Source organism: Pectobacterium aquaticum (genome assembly GCF_003382565.3).
Lineage (GTDB): Bacteria > Pseudomonadota > Gammaproteobacteria > Enterobacterales > Enterobacteriaceae > Pectobacterium > Pectobacterium aquaticum.
In genome coordinates, this window is sequence record NZ_CP086253.1 from 2,005,930 (window position 1) to 2,023,896 (window position 17,967).

Below are 17,967 nucleotides of genomic sequence, written 5' to 3' on the forward strand. Positions count from 1 at the left end.
TATGGCACGTAGCACGGTAGATGTACCTGATGATGTCCAGATCTGGATGGGTGATGGACGCTATAAAGAAGGTTTCTTCACGCAGTTGGAAACCGATGAGCTGGCGCATGGCATCAACGAAGATGTCGTACGGGCGATCTCGGCGAAGCGTAATGAACCTGAGTGGATGCTGGAATTCCGTCTCAATGCCTTCAACGCATGGCTGGAGATGGAAGAACCGCATTGGCTGAAAGCCCATTACGAGAAACTGGACTATCAGGACTATAGCTATTATTCCGCGCCTTCCTGCGGTAACTGCGATGACAGCTGCGGCTCTGAGCCCGGCGCCAAGCAGCAATCCGGGATTACGGACGTGAATAATTACCTGACCAGCGAAGTAGAGAATGCGTTTAATCAGCTGGGTGTTCCTGTCCGTGAAGGCAAGAAAGTTGCGGTTGATGCGATTTTTGACTCCGTATCTGTTGCGACCACGTATCGGCATGAGCTGGCTGAAAAAGGCATTATCTTCTGCTCATTCAGCGAGGCGATTCAGGATCATCCCGAACTGGTGCGTCAGTATCTCGGTACGGTCGTACCGGCGAACGACAACTTTTTTGCGGCGCTGAACTCGGCAGTTGCCTCTGACGGCACGTTTGTGTACATCCCGAAAGGCGTGCGCTGCCCGATGGAACTGTCGACGTATTTCCGCATCAACGCGGCGAAAACCGGTCAGTTCGAGCGTACGATCCTGATCGCCGATGACGACAGTTACGTCAGCTACATCGAAGGCTGCTCCGCGCCGGTTCGTGACACCTACCAGCTGCACGCCGCCGTGGTGGAAGTCATCATCAACAAGAATGCCGAAGTGAAATACTCCACGGTGCAGAACTGGTTCTCCGGTAAAGATGACGCAGAAGGCGGAATTCTGAACTTCGTGACCAAGCGCGCGCTGTGTGCTGGTGAGCATTCAAAAATGTCATGGACGCAGTCAGAAACCGGCTCAGCGATCACCTGGAAATACCCGAGCGTTATTCTGCGCGGTGACTACTCCGTCGGCGAATTCTTCTCTGTCGCGTTGACCAATGGTCGTCAGCAGGCCGATACCGGCACCAAGATGATTCACATCGGTAAAAACACCCGTTCGACCATCATCTCCAAAGGGATTTCCGCCGGACGCAGTGAGAACACCTACCGCGGTCTGGTGAAGATCATGCCGAGCGCGACCAACGCCCGTAACTTCACCCAGTGTGACTCTATGCTGATCGGCAGCGAGTGCGGCGCGCACACCTTCCCCTACGTGGAAGTGCGCAACAATACCGCGCAGTTGGAGCACGAAGCGACGACCTCAAAAATTGGTGAAGACCAACTGTTCTACTGTCTGCAACGCGGTATCAGCGAAGATGACGCCATCTCGATGATCGTGAACGGATTCTGTAAGGACGTCTTCTCTGAATTGCCGTTGGAATTTGCGGTAGAAGCACAAAAGTTACTGGCGATTAGCCTGGAACACAGCGTCGGTTAATTCGGCGGTTACCGGGATTTTCACAGACGAATAATGAGAATCATCGGTCCCGGAATTCATTAAGCGCTCGCCACATTGGGCGTTGGAAGGAATAAGCATGTTAAGCATCGAAAATTTAAAAGTCAGCGTAGAAGGTAAAGCGATCATCAAAGGGCTTAATCTCACCATTAAGCCGGGTGAAGTCCACGCGATTATGGGCCCGAATGGCTCAGGAAAGAGTACGCTCTCCGCAACGCTGGCTGGACGTGAAGAATATGAAGTGACCGACGGTTCGGTCAGCTTCAAAGGGAAGGATCTGCTGGAATTGTCTCCAGAAGATCGCGCGGGCGAAGGCGTCTTTATGGCGTTTCAGTACCCTGTCGAAATCCCCGGCGTCAGCAACCAGTTCTTCCTGCAAACCTCCGTTAACGCGGTGCGTAAATACCGCGAGCAGGAACCGCTGGATCGCTTTGACTTCGCCGACTTCATTGAAGAGAAGATCGCGCTGTTGAATATGCCAGAAGATTTGCTGACCCGTTCGGTCAACGTAGGCTTCTCCGGCGGCGAGAAGAAGCGTAACGATATTTTGCAGATGGCGGCGCTGGAGCCGGATCTGTGCATTCTGGATGAAACCGACTCCGGTCTGGACATCGATGCACTGAAAATCGTCTCTAACGGCGTCAACTCCCTGCGCGACGGCAAACGTTCGTTCATCATCGTCACGCACTACCAGCGTATTCTTGATTACATCAAACCGGACCATGTCCACGTTCTGTATCAAGGGCGCATTGTGAAATCCGGTGATTTTTCGCTGGTGAAACAGTTGGAGGAGCAAGGCTATGGCTGGCTTACCGACGAGCAATAAGGTGACGAGCGATAACGCGACGGGTAAAACCAGCATCGCCCAGAAGCAAGAGCAGGCGCTGCAACAATGGCAGGGCCTGTTTGAGCGTGATGCGTCGCGCCGTTCTGAAGAGGCGAACCAGCACTGGCAGGACGTGGTGCGCCTTGGCTTACCGCACCGTAAGCATGAGCACTGGAAATACACGCCGCTGGATGGCTTGCTGAGCAACGAATTTGTCGCACCGCAGGCACTGTCTCTCGATCGTGCAGCGGTAGATGCCGTGGCATTAGCCGTGGATAGCTGGCGTCTGGTGTTTGTCGATGGTGTATTTCATGCCGAACTCAGCGACAGCGCCTGGGGCCCTTATCAGGTTGACGTACAGGCGTCGCGTGCACGTGGCGCGCTGCCTGCGGCCATCCAGTCCGAGGTGTTCCTGCACCTGACCGAAAGTCTGGCTAGCACCAGTACGCTGATTCGTCTGGCTGCCGGACAGCAGGCGGAAAAACCGCTTTACCTGTTGCACATCAGCAGCTGTCAGGAAGCCGCGTTGAACACGGTTCACCATCGTCATCATTTGAACGTTGAACGTGGTGCGAGTGCGGAAATTATCGAGCACTACGTCAGTCTGGATGAGCATGCGCACTTTACTGGCGCACGCCTGACGGTGAATGCGGCAGAAAATAGCCAAGTTAGCCATTATAAGCTGGCGTTTGAAGCGGCGGCGGGCTACCACTTCGCCCACAACGATCTGGTTCTGGCGCGTGATGCTCGGGTTCGTAGCCACAGTTTCTTGCTGGGGGCGGGTTTGACGCGTCATAACACCAGCGCCCAGTTGAATGGCGAAGGCACCAATCTGTCTATGAACAGCCTGATCCTGCCGGTTGGCAGCGAAGTGTGCGATACGCGAACGTATCTGGAGCATAATCAGGGCTATGGCGAAAGCCGCCAGTTGCATAAGGTTATCGTCAACGATCGCGCCAGAGCGGTGTTTAACGGCATGATCAAAGTTGCACCGCATGCGCTGAAAACTGACGGGCAGATGACTAACAACAACCTGCTGCTGGGTCGATTGGCAGAGGTCGATACCAAACCGCAGTTGGAAATCTACGCAGACGACGTGAAATGCAGTCACGGCGCCACCATTGGCCGTATGGACGAAGAACAGCTGTTCTATCTGCGTTCCCGCGGTATTACGCAGCAGGATGCGCAACAGATGATCATCTTCGCCTTTGCGGCGGAAGTCACAGAAGCGATTGAAAACGAGTCTCTGCGAGATGTGGTTCTGGAACGTATCGCGCAGCGTTTGCCCAACGCGCTGGCGAATGCCAGCAAGGCGGTATGATGAGTTATCCTATTGAACGGGTTCGCGCCGATTTCCCGTTGCTGGCAAGTGAGGTTAACGGCCAGCCGTTAGCCTATCTTGATAGCGCCGCGAGTGCGCAAAAACCGCACGCGGTAATCGATCGCGAAGCCGAATTCTATCGCCATGAATATGCTGCGGTGCATCGCGGTATTCACACGCTGAGCGCACAGGCGACCAGCACGATGGAAGCGGTGCGCGAAAAGGTGGCATCCTTTATCAATGCCGCCTCAGCAGAAGAAATTGTCTTTGTTCGCGGGACAACGGAGGCCATCAATCTGGTGGCTAACAGCTATGGCCGCACCTTTATCCAGCCGGGCGACAACCTGATCATCACTGAGATGGAACACCACGCGAATATCGTTCCCTGGCAAATGCTTGCGGAAGCGCGTGGTGTTGAAGTTCGCGTATTGCCGCTGGCCGAAGATGGTTCACTGGATGTTGCGCAGCTTCCCAGCTTGCTGGACGAACGTACTCGTCTGCTGGCGGTGACGCAGATCTCTAATGTGTTGGGTACGCTGAACCCAGTGAAGGCCATGATCGCGCAGGCAAAAGCGGCGGGCGCGGTCGTGTTGATCGATGGCGCGCAGTCGATTATGCATCAGCCTGTCGATGTGCAGGATCTGGACTGCGATTTCTTTGTCTTTTCAGGACATAAGATCTACGGCCCTTCGGGTATTGGCGTGCTGTATGGCAAACGTGACCTGCTTCAGGCCATGCCGCCGTGGGAAGGCGGCGGGGCGATGATTCGTCAGGTGAGCCTGCGTACGGGCACCACCTATGCCGATTCACCGTGGCGCTTTGAAGCGGGATCGCCCAACACGGGCGGTATCATAGGCTTAGGTGCTGCGCTGGACTACGTGACGGCGCTGGGGCGTGAAAACATTCAACGTTATGAATCCTCGCTGATGCAGTATGCGCTGGAAGCGCTCACTCAGGTGCCCGATCTGACGCTGTACGGGCCCACTGAACGCCACGGCGTTATCGCGTTTAATCTTGGGCAGCATCATGCCTATGATGTCGGAAGTTTCCTCGATCGGTACGGCATTGCGATTCGCACCGGCCACCATTGCGCGATGCCGCTGATGGAACACTATGGTGTTCCCAGTATGTGCCGCGCCTCGCTGGCCGTTTATACTACACGCGAAGAAATTGACCGGCTGGTTGCCGGATTGCAACGTATCCATCGATTGCTGGGCAGTTAAGCGCCGCGCGCGGACCTGTTCGGGGAGGAAAACATGGCGAGTCTGCCAGAACCGCAGAAACTGGCGCGCAACTTTGCGCGCTGTAATGACTGGGAAGAAAAATATCTTTATGTCATCGAGTTAGGGGAGCGTCTTGCTCCTCTGCCTGACGAATGGCGTAATCCAGACAACCTGATTTCAGGGTGCCAAAGTCAGGTTTGGATTGTGACACAGCCCGATGAACAGGGCGTGCTCACCCTGCACGGCGACAGCGATGCCGCGATTGTGAAGGGGCTGATTGCGGTGGTGTTCAGCCTCTATCAGGGGCTGACAGCGCAGGAGATTGTTGAGTTGGATGTGCGGCCATTCTTCGAATCGCTGGCGTTGAATCAACACCTGACGCCATCCCGCTCTCAAGGGCTTGAGGCGATGCTGCGCGCGATTCGTGCGCATGCTGCCGCACTGCTTTAATTTTCTTCCCTATTTTCTGCTTTCCTGAAGTATAAAAAAGCGCTGTGACGGAAAAAAACGTCCAGCGCTTTTTTGTTTTTTCACTTACTGATTTTTACCAACGGCACGTTATTGTTTTTGGTTGATTTATTAACTCGCTGATATTTCAGAATTCGTCCCGTATATTTATTTTCCATTAAAATTTATGCTGACTCTGTTTTGTAAAGAATTGAATATCAATGCTTTGATTTTTAAATAAAATATTCTTTTGTTACAACAATGCTAATATATACCCACGCTCGGTGGAAAGGGGCAAAATAGCCGCATTGACACCAGATATCCCCTGAAAAATTCAGGTTGCAGCAGGGCGAACGCACTGGCAACTTGAAGTATGTCGGGGGTAAACAGGGTATAGCCAGCCAGATACCGCATTCTGGGTACAGAACCGGATGTTGTTGATAATTAATATATTAGCTGTGATGTAGGGAACCTAATATGAAACGCGCGTTAACTTTACTTGGTATGGCCTTCGCGGCATATCTGACCAGCACCGCTGCTAAAGCGACGGAATACCCGCTACCGCCACCCAATAGCCGACTTATTGGCGAAAACATCGCTTATACGGTCCCCAATGATGGTCGTCCGCTGGAAGCTATCGCGGCGGATTTCAAGATTGGTCTGTTGGGCATGATGGAAGCGAATCCTGGTGTGGATCCTTACCTGCCGACTGCGGGTTCCACGATCACGATCCCCACGCAAATGCTGCTGCCGGATACCCCACGTGAAGGTATTGTGGTCAATCTGGCGGAGCTGCGGCTCTACTACTACCCGAAAGGGAAGAATACCGTCATCGTTTACCCAATCGGCATCGGTCAACTGGGGCGTAATACGCCACTGATGACGACCAGCGTAAGGGAAAAGCGTGAAAATCCGACCTGGACGCCAACGGCGAACATCCGTAAGCATTATCTTGAAGAGCAGGGCATTAAACTGCCCGCAGTCGTTCCAGCGGGTCCAGATAACCCGATGGGGTTACACGCGCTGCGTCTGTCAGCACACGGCGGCGTTTATCTGCTGCACGGTACGAACGCGGATTTCGGCATCGGTATGCGCGTAAGTTCCGGCTGTATCCGCCTGCGCCCAGATGACATCAAGGCGTTATTCGACAATGTGCCAGTCGGTACGCGAGTGCAGATTGTTAACGATGCGATTAAAACTTCCGTTGAACCCGACGGTAAACGCTACGTTGAAGTACATCAGCCTCTGTCGAAAACTGATAAGGACGATCCACAAACCATGCCGATTCCGCTGACGGCGAAGGCGCAGAAGTTTGTTAAGGATGCGGAGACGGACAGTAAAGCGGTTGCTGATGCAATTGTGCGTCGTTCAGGCATGCCAATTGTGGTGAGCGTAGGGCAAGACATCAATACCTACCAGTCACCGGTAGAGTCGGCTCCAGAAGCGCCTAAGACGCATCAGGTTGCGCCGATCACGGCGATCAGTACCACAGCTCGGTAATACTGAAATAAATCGGCCAGATGCGTTTAGGCGCATCTGTGCTGGCCCAGGGATAGGACAGAAGGATGAAGATACCTGACAAAGCGAAAAAGGGATTGAAAGAGAGCGCTGGAAAGGGAAAACACAGGCAAAAAAATGGCGCACAATGTGCGCCATTTTCACTACTTAACCAGCTCGATTACTTTTTGTAAGTACGAACTTGGTTGTCCAGACGCTGGTTAGCACGAGCTGCGTCATCTTTAGCAGCTTGTACGTCAGAGCGGATTGCGTTCACGTCGTTGCTCAGTTGGTCAACTTTAGCGTTCAGAGTCTGAACGTCAGAAGACAGCTGATCAATTTTAGCATTGCTTGAACAACCAGCAAGCAGAGTAGAACCCAGAATTACCGCGCCCAGTACCAGTTTAGTACGATTCATTATTAATACCCTCTAGATTGAGTTAATCTCCATGTAGCGTGACAAGTATTACACAAACTTTTTTCTAATGAGAATAAATTTTTGATGAGAACATGCTTAATTTTGATCGTTCGCTCAAAGAAACAGCGAGTTTTACCTATTCATTAAAAAAGTAAGGAAAACAGTGCTATTTTTATCGGATAACTCTGAGGCTTTAGGCTATTAAATGACATGTTACACAGACGCATTAATTAGGTTATCGCACTGTAGAAAGTCGTTTCAGAATATAAAAAAAGCGCCATCAAGGCGCTTTTTACCGATCTGAGAGTGGGGATCAGAGACGGTGTACGGAAGCGGTGTTGGTTGTGCCGCTGGAAACCAGTGCGCCAGAGACCATAACCACAACATCGCCAGCTTGCGCATGACCGCCGTTCAGTGCGGCTTCTTTACCGATGCGGTAGAAATCATCAGTAGAGGCAATTTCCTTCACCAGCAGCGTATCAATGCCTTTGCTCAGCAGGAGCTGACGCGCAGTGACGTCGTTAGTCGTCAGCGCCAGAATGCGGGCATTCGGGAAGTATTTACGGATAGATTTGGCAGACTTACCGCCGCTGGTCGCAACCACAATCAGTGGCGCATCCAGTTTCTCTGCCGTTTCTACCGCACCACGGCAGACGGCTTCAGTGATACGCAGAACCGGAGGAGTCTTGATGGTATCCAGACGGCTTTTCATCACGGAATCGGTACGCTGACAGATCGTCGCCATGATGGTAACGGATTCCAGCGGGTATTTACCTTTCGCACTTTCGCCAGACAGCATAACGGCATCGGTGCCATCGATGATGGCGTTTGCCACGTCGCCAGCTTCAGCGCGGGTAGGGCGTGGGTTTTTGATCATGGAATCCAGCATTTGCGTAGCGGTGATAACCACTTTGCGTGCCAGGTTACATTTTTCAATCATCATCTTCTGCGCGAAGATCACTTCTTCAACCGGGATTTCAACGCCCAGATCGCCACGAGCAACCATGATACCGTCGGACGCTTCCAGGATTTCGTCGAAATTGTTCAGACCTTCCTGGTTTTCGATCTTGGAGATGATCTGGATGTGCTCGCCACCGTGTGCTTTCAGGTGAGCGCGAATCTCTTCAACGTCAGAACGTTTACGGATAAAAGATGCGGCAACGAAATCGACGCCTTGTTCGCAACCGAAAATCAGGTCGCGTTTGTCTTTTTCAGCCAGAGCAGGTAACTGGATGGAAACGCCTGGCAGGTTGACACCTTTATTCTCGCCCAGATCGCCATTGTTCAGCACTTTACAAACGACGTCGTTACCGCTGATCGCTGTAACCTGCATGCCGATCAAGCCGTCATCGACCAGAACAGTGTTACCGACGCTGAGGTCTTCGGTAAATCCTGCGTAGGTTACGGCGACGCGATCTTTGTTACCCACGATGCTTTGATCGGTGGTGAACGTGAACGTTTGACCTGCGGTCAGCGTTACGTCAGCGCCGTTTTCCAGCTTCATAGTGCGGATTTCCGGGCCTTTGGTGTCAAGGAGGATAGCCGCTTGCTGGCCGGTTTTTTCCATAACGGCACGCAGGTTCTTGATGCGTTGACCGTGTTCTGCGTAATCCCCGTGAGAGAAGTTCAGGCGCATAACATTCATGCCGGCAGACAGCAGGTTGCCAAGCATTTCTTCTGACTCTGTTTTCGGCCCGATGGTACAAACAATTTTTGTCTTTTTCATACGATAGTTTCTACAAGTTGTGATGGATAAAAAAACGAGTGAACCAGTGGCAGTGTGAGACAAGCCGCTGGAAAGAATGTATGAGGAAACAGTGTAAAAGAGGTAAATATAGAAGGTCGTAACAAATGGGGGATGAGGTGCGTAGCCGCTCGCCGCATGGGATTAGCGGGGTTCGCGTTGGCGATGCCGTTGATAATAATGTTATTGATAGTGGCACGTTGTTTAGCTGAAACCATTCAATTGAAACGACGTTCCGTATTATAGTTATTAAGCGACGAGAAACAAGGTGGTAAAAGGGATGAAGTTGAATATTTTGTCGCGTTTACGCAAAAAACTGGGCGATTTGGTGTTTTTACCTAACTTTGTTGCGCAACTGCCTAAGAAACCCACGGTATAAATCCGGTATTACGGTGGGCGACGGCAAGTGGTTGATTCTTGTAATGGCCGACAATAAATAAGGAAAACACGTGTAAGCAGCATGTTTTTCTGTCGATCCGTATCACGTTTTTGTGTCATGCTCCTTGAGAAGATGAATGCAAATGGTAGTTTACCTGCCATTGCGGATTGTTACTGCGTAAGCAGGCAAAACCAGATGCTCGTTCTTGTTGCGGGTGTCTGGTTTTTTTGTTTCCAGGGTTTTAAAAATGAAGATTGCCAAAATACTCAACAATAATGTCGTCACCGTAATCGACGAAAACAATAATGAGTCGGTTGTCATGGGACGCGGGCTGGGCTTCAAAAAGCATTCTGGCGATCGGCTTGACGAAACGCTGATTGAACGTGTGTTTGTGATGAAATCTGGCGAGCTGACATCGCGCCTGCAGGAACTGCTGTCAGCGATTCCGATGGATGTCATCACGACGGCGGACAAGATCATCCTGCTGGCAAAAGACCGTTTGCCCGGGAAATTGCAAAACAGCGTCTACATATCCTTAACGGATCACTGCCACTTTGCGATAGAGCGCCACAAGCAAGGCGTGGATATTCGTAATGTGTTGTTATGGGAAATAAAACGCCTGTATCCAAAAGAGTTCGCCGTTGGCCTAGAAGCACTGGATATTATTGAGCAGCGTCTGGAGGTGCGATTACCGGAAGATGAAGCTGGGTTTATTGCGCTGCATCTCGTGAACGCGCAGCTCGATAGTGAAATGCCTGAAGTCTTGCAGATTACCAAAATCATGCAGGAAATACTGAATATTGTAAAATATCAGCTGAGTCTGGATTATAACGAGCAGGCGTTAAGCTATCATCGTTTTGTGACGCATTTGAAATTTTTCGCGCAACGGCTAATAGGAAAAAATACGGTCTTTAGTGATGATGAATCATTGCACGATGTGGTGAAAGATCGATATCAGCAGTCATATCGCTGTGCGGAAAAAATACAGGCACACATTATTCAAAAATACCATTACACGTTAACAAAAGAAGAATTAATGTTCTTAACGATTCATATTGAACGCGTACGGACAGAAGGTCAGGATAAAATAGAACTCGGTGATGGAGAATAATTTCTGTTAATTTGCTTTTCGTCACAAAATAACAGTGTGGCAAGGTAAATGTCCTTGCATACGGTGAAAGTGAAAGCATAGAGTAGGTGGAAAGTAAATTATCAGATGAAGTTGGTTTTATTGTCGGCACATAAATCGCGCTGGCACATACCCTAAATAATTCGAGTTTCAGGACAAAACGTTAACGTTTTGAACAACGCGAAGCGTTAGCCCTTTAGGGCGATGCTCAGAGATGAGCATCGTAACGCGGCAAGGGAATGAATCCCGATGAGCTTACACAGGTAAGTGATTCGGGTGAGTGAACGAAGCCAACGCACATGCAACTTGAAGTATGACGGGTAAACAAGCAGGATTGTTACTGTCAGGCTAGTCTCGGCGGGCAGGCAAAACCTAAATCGTTTTCTCAATGCTTATTGGGAAAACGATTTAGGTTTTTTTTTGTCTCAAACAGAGTCGGCAATCTTAAATTATTGATATTTAGGTCTGTTTAGTATTAAGGATAGACAATGGAATACAAAGCATTAGCAACAGATATACTCGATGGTGTCGGCGGACGCGGCAACATCATTAGCGTAATACATTGCGCAACGCGATTGCGTTTTAAATTAAAAGACAACAAAAAAGCGGATGCCGTGGCGCTGAAAAATCATTCAGGCGTGATCATGGTGGTTGAAAGTGGCGGACAATTTCAGGTCGTCGTCGGCAATCATGTCAGTGACGTTTATCGCAGTTTACAGAATATTGCTGGACTGACCGATCAGGCAGACTCATCAAATAATGAAGATGGCGATGAGAAAAAAGGTAATCTTCTTTCTCGCTTCATTGATATTATATCTGGCATATTTACGCCATTAATTGGCGTCATGGTTGCCTCTGGTATTTTAAAGGGATTCTTAGCCCTGAGTTTAGTGTGCGGCTGGATGGTTGAAACCAGCGGAACCTATAAAGTTCTGTTTGCAGCCAGTGACGCATTATTCTTTTTCTTCCCAGTGGTGTTAGGTTATACCGCAGGGAAGAAGTTTGGTGGAAATCCATTTGTTACGATGGTGATTGGTGCGACGCTAGTGCATCCCTCCATGATCACCGAATTTGGTGCGATGCAGAGTGCGAATTATCAGCCGCTTTATTTTCTGGGCATTCCGATCACGTTTATTAATTATGCTTCATCCGTTATTCCGATCATTTTCTCGGCCTGGCTCTCTTCTCGCTTAGAAAAACCGCTGAATGCCATATTGCATATCAACATCCGCAATTTCTTCACGCCGCTACTGTGCCTCTGTATCACGGTCCCCGTTACGTTCCTGCTGATTGGGCCGGCGGCAACCTGGCTTGGGCATATGCTGGCCGGCGGCTACCAACTGATCTACGGGCTGAACTCCACGATTGCAGGCGCACTGATGGGCGCTCTGTGGCAGGTGTTTGTGATTTTTGGTCTGCACTGGGGCTTAACGCCGTTGATGATCAACAACCTCAGCGTGCTGGGACACGACACACTGCTGCCGTTGCTGATTCCTGCGGTGTTAGGGCAGGCAGGCGCAGTGCTCGGTGTGTTGTTGCGTACTCGTGATATGAAACTGAAAGGGATTTCTGGTTCGGCATTCTCGGCAGCCATCTTTGGTATTACCGAACCCGCGGTGTATGGCGTCACGCTGCCGCTGAAGCGTCCTTTCATTTTTGGCTGTTTAGGCGGTGCTATCGGTGCCGGTGTTCTGGGATATTTCAACACCACGATTTACTCCTTCGGTTTCCCAAGCATCTTCACCTTTACTCAGGTCATCCCGCCGACCGGTGTCGATAACACGGTCTGGGCCGCCATTATTGGTACGGCGATTGCCTTTACCTTCGCGGCTGCGGCGACCTGGGCGTTCGGGATTCCCGCGCAAGAAAAAACGACAGAAGTAAATGTACCTGCGGCGGCACCGCAAGCCACGCAGAATCAGAACGATGCAACGCGTAAGCAAGAGATAAACAGCCCGATTGAGGGAACGGTGCTGCCACTTGAGCAGGTCGGTGATGAAACGTTCGCCAGTGGATTAATGGGAAAAGGCATCGCGATTAAACCGCAGGCCGGACGCGTAGTTTCACCGGTGAATGGGACGGTTGCCTCGCTGTTCAAGACCCATCATGCCATCGGACTGGAGTCTGAAGACGGTGCCGAGGTGCTCATTCACGTTGGTATCGATACGGTGAAATTAGATGGCCAGTATTTCACTGCACACATTAAGACCGGCGATGTCGTGAAGCAGGGCGATCTTCTGGTGGAGTTTGATTATCAGGCGATTGAGAAAGCCGGCTATGACACGACAACGCCCGTCATTATCACCAATAGCGAAGATTACGTTGATGTTCTGCCTACCGCCGGAAACACCGTGCAGGAACAGGGCGCGTTGTTGACGTTAATCCGCTGACATTGAAATTTATGACCCAATTGGGAGGAGAAAAGATGAGCCATCAGTTTCCGAAAGAATTCTTGTGGGGCGGCGCGATCGCAGCCAATCAGGTTGAAGGCGCGTATTTAACGGACGGTAAAGGGCTATCAACGTCCGATTTACAGCCACAGGGTATTTTTGGCGAGATCGTCACGCGTACGCCGGGCGACAGCGGCATTAAAGACACGGCGATCGATTTTTATCACCGCTATCCCGAAGATATCGCGCTCTTTGCTGAAATGGGCTTCAAATGCCTGAGAATCTCGATTGCCTGGACGCGCATTTTCCCGCAAGGCGATGAGGCCCAGCCGAATGAGGCAGGACTGGCATTTTACGATAGCCTGTTTGATGAAATGGCAAAGTATGGCATTCAGCCGTTGGTGACGCTGTCCCACTATGAAATGCCATACGGTCTGGTGAAAAATTACGGCGGCTGGGGAAGCCGTGAAACGATTACGTTCTTCGAACGCTACGCCCGCACGGTATTCCAGCGCTATAAAGACAAAGTGAAATACTGGCTGACGTTCAACGAAATTAACTGTGCGCTGCATGCACCGTTTACGGGAGTCGGACTACCCACTGAAAGCGATAAACAGGCGGTTTATCAGGCGATTCACCATCAGTTGGTTGCGAGCGCCAAAGCGGTAAAAGCCTGCCATGAACTTATCCCTGATGCCAAAATCGGCAACATGCTGCTGGGCGCGATGATGTATCCGCTGACCTGTAAGCCGGGCGATGTGTTGGAAACTATGCAGCAGAACCGCGACTGGCTGTTCTTCGGTGATGTACAAACTCGAGGATACTACCCAGCGTACATGAAGCGCTTCTTTGCACAGCACGGTATTACGCTGACGGTAACGGAAGACGATCGTCAGTCGCTGAAAGAAACTATCGATTTCATTTCTTTCAGCTATTACATGACGGGCTGCGTGACGACTGATGAAGAAGTGAACCTGAAAGCCCGCGGCAATATTTTGAATATGGTGCCTAACCCGCATCTGGAAAGCTCCGAGTGGGGCTGGCAGATCGACCCGGAAGGGCTGCGCTATTTACTGAACTATCTGTATGACCGCTACCAAAAGCCGCTGTTCATTGTGGAAAACGGTTTGGGTGCCAAAGACAAACTTGAGAGCGATGGCAGCATTAACGATGACTATCGCATCAAATACCTGAACGATCACCTGTATCAAGTGGGTGAAGCTCTTGAAGATGGCGTTGAGGTTATGGGTTACACCTGCTGGGGCCCTATCGATCTGGTTAGTGCGTCAAAAGCCGAAATGTCGAAACGCTACGGCTTCATTTATGTTGACCGTGATGATGAAGGGAACGGTACGTTAGAACGCCGACGTAAGAAAAGTTTCTACTGGTATAAAGAGGTTATTGCAACACAAGGTCAGGCATTGACATCTTCACTGTAATAAATAGCCGCATGCCGGATAGGTGAAAAGGATTTCGCTTATCCAAATGTTTCATCAATAACCAAGAATGGAAAAAAGAAAAGTCACGCTTTTCTGAAAAATATCGCGCTGAACCATGTAATGGTTATTTACATGACCGTGTCGTTATTATTGAGCAAAAGGAAATGCTCCAGATTGGCTTGAGGGGAGGTCATTGGTTTTTTGAAAATAAATTTATGATTTTCACCTAAATATGATAACCGAAAATGTACCTGTAATTAGTGGTAGGTGTATTTGTTTTTCCACATAGAATGACTTGGGATAGAACATGCGTAAAAAAACATCTTTGAAGTTGATAGTTGTGCTGATTGCCTCAGCGATTGCTTCTAATAGTGCTATTGCAGAAAAATTAACAGTAGAAGAGCGTCTGGCCTTACTGGAAAAAGAGCTGGCAGATAATAAGAAAGAATTGCAATCAACGAAAGCTGAATTGAGAGAATATAAATCGATTGCGCAACAGCAACAGGTGCCGGTAAAAGAAAATCTCAATAAACCAACAGGAAAAGAACGCATTGTCGTTCAGTCTGTTGCAGCATCGCAACTCAACACATCGGATAAGACGCAGTCAGCTGTAGTCGCAAGTACACCTGCCACTGCGACGGAAAATAAATCTATAACGCTGTCTGACATCAGTAAATACGTCAAAGATGATATTGGTTTTACCTATTCTGGATATTTCCGTGCGGGTTACGCTACTGCTTCAAATGGTTCACCTGAGGGATGGGCACCAGGCGGGTTAGGGCGGTTTGGTAACGAACATAACGGCTGGTTTGATTTTATTTTTAAACAGCGCGTTTATCAGCAGGGCGACAAGAGCGCTCACGCGATAGTTAAATTAGATGGTGTTGTTGGACAGCAATATTCCGCAGGCTGGTTTGGTGAAACGCCACAGACAGAAAACAGGCTTCAATTTTCAGATCTTTATGTTACCACTAAAGGTTTCTTACCGGCTTTTCCGGAAGCAGACTTTTGGGTGGGCAAGCACGGTTTACCTGTGTATGAAATCCAAATGCTGGATTGGAAAAGCCACCGTTCTGGCGTTGGCGCGGGTGTCGGTATAGAGAATATTAATGCCGGTGTAGGGAAACTAGATATTGCTCTGACGAGAGAAGACCTTAATCTCAGAAAAGTGTCAGATAATACAACCAAGCAGGCGAACACCAATACAGTAGAAGTTCGCTATAAGAAAATTCCACTTTGGGATAAGGCTGATGTCACATTTACTGCTAAATATATGGCAGCAAATAAAAGCGACTCTCAAAAAAGTGGAGAGAGAAATGGCGAATATTTCAACCTGAAAGATACTTATCTTACCGGTGTTATTCTGAACCAGAAGCTGAGCCAGAAAGGGTTTAATGAATTTACATTCCAGGTTGCGAATAACTCAATTGCCAGCAATCTGTCTCGCTACACTAACTCTAACCCCTTTACAGGCGATGGTGCTTTACCCACTTATTCTGGCGAGCATAGTGGCACAGCATTTCGCTTAATTTCCCAAGGTGAGATGTATCTTGCTGATAATGTCATCATGGCGAATGCCTTGGTGTATACCCAAGGGAGTGATATTTACAGCCCTTACACTGGTGCACACAGTGACTTTAGTAACATCAGTGGGGCAATTCGTCCAGCTTATATCTGGAGCAATTATAACCAGACAGGTGTTGAGCTAGGTTACTTTAATCAGAACAATAAAGATAAATTAGGTGTTAATTACAAACAGTCTGGTGTTAAAACAACGCTATTCCATACCATTAAAGTTGACACCAGTATGTTATCATCTCGGCCGGAAATTCGTTTCTATGGTACATGGTTGCGTGTATTGGATAATGAGTTAGATAAATTCACATTTAGAGATGATAAACAAGATCAGCTAAGTGTAGGGGTTCAGGCCGAAGTGTGGTGGTAATTTATACTTCTCACCATCTTTAACGTGGCTCATTAAGCTAATAAAAAGCACAGTACGCTAAAAAATATTACGTACTGTGTTTTATTTTTTTAAATTGATTTTTACTAGTAATGCGTTGATTTTATTACTTTACGCATTTTGGTTGGGGTTGCACGATGGTTCAGCATGTCTAGTATTGTTTTCATTTTTGGCAATACGTGTGTGAGATGTGTTGAAAATCCGCTGCATAGATAGTGTTTATTTGGCCGGCCATCGATGGATAATTCGAAACGATGCTTGGGACAGCCACCATTACAGACTGGTTTAACTGGGCAATTGAGACAATCTCTACTGATATTGGTCAATTTTTTTTCGCCGAAAGCGATATTTTGGGGAGAGTTGACTAGTGTCAGAAGATCATCATCGTTCACATTCCCCAACTTATTTTCTGGGTAAACGAAATGATCGCAGGAATAAACATCGCCGTTCGATTCCACAATCAAATTTCCACCACATACTTCGTTGATGACACAAGAGCTTGGCATTCCGGCCATTTTTGCCATTGTCTGCTCAAAATTCATGACAAAAACGCTACCAAGATCTTTTTGTACCCATTCATCGAAAATGACATTGAGAAAACGCCCCCAGGCAGTCGGGGGAACGGACCAGGATTCGACACTGCATTGACCGGAAAAATCAGGTTGGATCAGTGTCAGCCCATTATCATCGGGTTGTGAAGCGCGTCGTTCTACCAATGGAATGAATTGCATATAACGGCTGCCGATACGTTTCAAGAAACGGTAAACATCGAGCGGACGTCTGACATTTTCTGAATTGACGACGGTTAACGTATTAAATTCGACATGGCGACGTTGCAACGCTTCTAAGCCTTTTATGACATCATCAAATGTACTTTTCCCTGACCGAGTCAAGCGATGTGCATCATTGCTGATACGATCGCCATCAATGGATAAGCCGACCAGAAAGTTATTCTCTTTCAAGAAGCGGGCCCAGTCGTCATTGATGTTTGTTCCATTGGTCTGGAAGTAGTTGTTAATTTGTTTATTGCCACGATAGCGATTTTGTAGCCGAACTGCCTCACGAAAAAAATCGATACCTAACATTGTGGGTTCTCCACCTTGCCAGAGAAAGTCAACCACATCCGCTTTTTGCCCTGCGATATTTTTTTTGACGTAATTTTCGAGGGTAGTGTTATCCATTTTCCAGTGACTTTTTCGTTCCGGATAGAGGTGTTCTTTCTCCAGATAGAAGCAATACGAGCAGTCAATATTACACACTGAGCCTGAAGGTTTTGCCATCAGTTGGAAATTTTGTATTTTCATACTCATACTGCCCTCATATAAATCTTGTTCTACGTAACGTGACATATCATGGACTGAAAATAAAAAAACCTGGCAGGTATTGGTTTGATTATAACCAACATCTGCCAGGTTTCGCCCAATATTATCGGTAACGATCTCAACTGGCATCATATCAAAAATATGACACATATCAATATTGCTGACGGATGAGTGCGAGCCTTTTCACATAATGCCAGAGAATGATTACTACGTTATTGATAGTTACAGGAAAATAACAGAGCGCTAGAGCGATATATATGGAGAGGATGTTAATTTTCAACCATTAGCGATGTCCTGTTGCAGTTTTTATATCTTTGAAAGTGATCAATCTCACAGATGTGCCGTAGCCA

Annotated in this window: 13 protein-coding genes; 10 read left to right on the forward strand and 3 right to left on the reverse strand. The window is 48.7% G+C overall.

The window, feature by feature from the left end:
- Window position 1 precedes the first annotated feature (1 nt).
- From sufB to DMB82_RS09325, 6 genes are all read left to right on the forward strand, one after another.
- A complete protein-coding gene (gene sufB, locus DMB82_RS09300; RefSeq protein ID WP_116163403.1) occupies window positions 2–1,501 on the forward strand; it encodes a Fe-S cluster assembly protein SufB in 1,500 nt (499 codons plus the stop codon).
- A gap of 97 nt (window positions 1,502–1,598) precedes the next feature.
- On the forward strand, window positions 1,599–2,345 hold the full coding sequence (gene sufC, locus DMB82_RS09305; RefSeq protein ID WP_116163401.1) for a Fe-S cluster assembly ATPase SufC: 747 nt from the start codon (window positions 1,599–1,601) through the stop codon (window positions 2,343–2,345).
- Window positions 2,320–3,666, forward strand: a complete 1,347-nt coding sequence (sufD, locus tag DMB82_RS09310; protein ID WP_116163399.1) for a Fe-S cluster assembly protein SufD — start codon at window positions 2,320–2,322, stop codon at window positions 3,664–3,666. The genes sufC and sufD overlap by 26 nt, the downstream gene beginning before the upstream one ends.
- A complete protein-coding gene (gene sufS, locus DMB82_RS09315; RefSeq protein ID WP_116163397.1) occupies window positions 3,666–4,889 on the forward strand; it encodes a cysteine desulfurase SufS in 1,224 nt (407 codons plus the stop codon). Before sufD ends, sufS begins: the two co-directional genes overlap by 1 nt.
- A gap of 33 nt (window positions 4,890–4,922) precedes the next feature.
- Window positions 4,923–5,339 carry a cysteine desulfuration protein SufE gene (gene sufE, locus DMB82_RS09320; RefSeq protein WP_102116338.1) on the forward strand — a complete coding sequence of 139 codons (417 nt, stop codon included), beginning with the start codon at window positions 4,923–4,925 and terminating at the stop codon, window positions 5,337–5,339.
- A gap of 474 nt (window positions 5,340–5,813) precedes the next feature.
- Window positions 5,814–6,836, forward strand: a complete 1,023-nt coding sequence (locus DMB82_RS09325; RefSeq protein WP_116155601.1) for a L,D-transpeptidase family protein — start codon at window positions 5,814–5,816, stop codon at window positions 6,834–6,836.
- Window positions 6,837–7,014: 178 nt separating this feature from the next.
- On the opposite strand, the gene DMB82_RS09330 is transcribed toward DMB82_RS09325, so the two are convergent.
- Together DMB82_RS09330 and pykF are read right to left on the reverse strand one after the other, a co-directional pair.
- Entirely contained in the window at window positions 7,015–7,251 is a 237-nt protein-coding gene (locus DMB82_RS09330; RefSeq protein WP_005970385.1) for a major outer membrane lipoprotein, read from the reverse strand.
- 313 nt (window positions 7,252–7,564) lie between these two features.
- The gene (gene pykF, locus DMB82_RS09335) at window positions 7,565–8,977 is read right to left on the reverse strand and encodes a pyruvate kinase PykF (protein WP_102116340.1); all 1,413 of its coding nucleotides are present in this window, start codon (window positions 8,975–8,977) and stop codon (window positions 7,565–7,567) included.
- A 644-nt stretch (window positions 8,978–9,621) separates the two neighbouring features.
- On the opposite strand from pykF, the gene licT reads away from it, so the two are divergent.
- The 4 genes from licT (at window position 9,622) to DMB82_RS09355 (ending at window position 16,277) form a co-directional block, all read left to right on the forward strand.
- On the forward strand, window positions 9,622–10,485 hold the full coding sequence (gene licT / locus DMB82_RS09340) for a BglG family transcription antiterminator LicT (protein WP_102116341.1): 864 nt from the start codon (window positions 9,622–9,624) through the stop codon (window positions 10,483–10,485).
- A 506-nt stretch (window positions 10,486–10,991) separates the two neighbouring features.
- Window positions 10,992–12,893, forward strand: a complete 1,902-nt coding sequence (gene bglF, locus DMB82_RS09345) for a PTS beta-glucoside transporter subunit IIABC (RefSeq protein ID WP_116163394.1) — start codon at window positions 10,992–10,994, stop codon at window positions 12,891–12,893.
- A gap of 35 nt (window positions 12,894–12,928) precedes the next feature.
- Window positions 12,929–14,332, forward strand: coding sequence for a glycoside hydrolase family 1 protein (locus tag DMB82_RS09350; protein WP_116163392.1), 1,404 nt, complete (start codon window positions 12,929–12,931; stop codon window positions 14,330–14,332).
- 307 nt (window positions 14,333–14,639) lie between these two features.
- A complete protein-coding gene (locus tag DMB82_RS09355; RefSeq protein WP_116163390.1) occupies window positions 14,640–16,277 on the forward strand; it encodes a carbohydrate porin in 1,638 nt (545 codons plus the stop codon).
- A gap of 104 nt (window positions 16,278–16,381) precedes the next feature.
- Here the strand turns inward: DMB82_RS09355 and DMB82_RS09360 are convergent, their stop codons facing one another.
- Window positions 16,382–17,605 carry an anaerobic sulfatase maturase gene (locus tag DMB82_RS09360; RefSeq protein WP_116163526.1) on the reverse strand — a complete coding sequence of 408 codons (1,224 nt, stop codon included), beginning with the start codon at window positions 17,603–17,605 and terminating at the stop codon, window positions 16,382–16,384.
- Window positions 17,606–17,967: the final 362 nt, after the last annotated feature.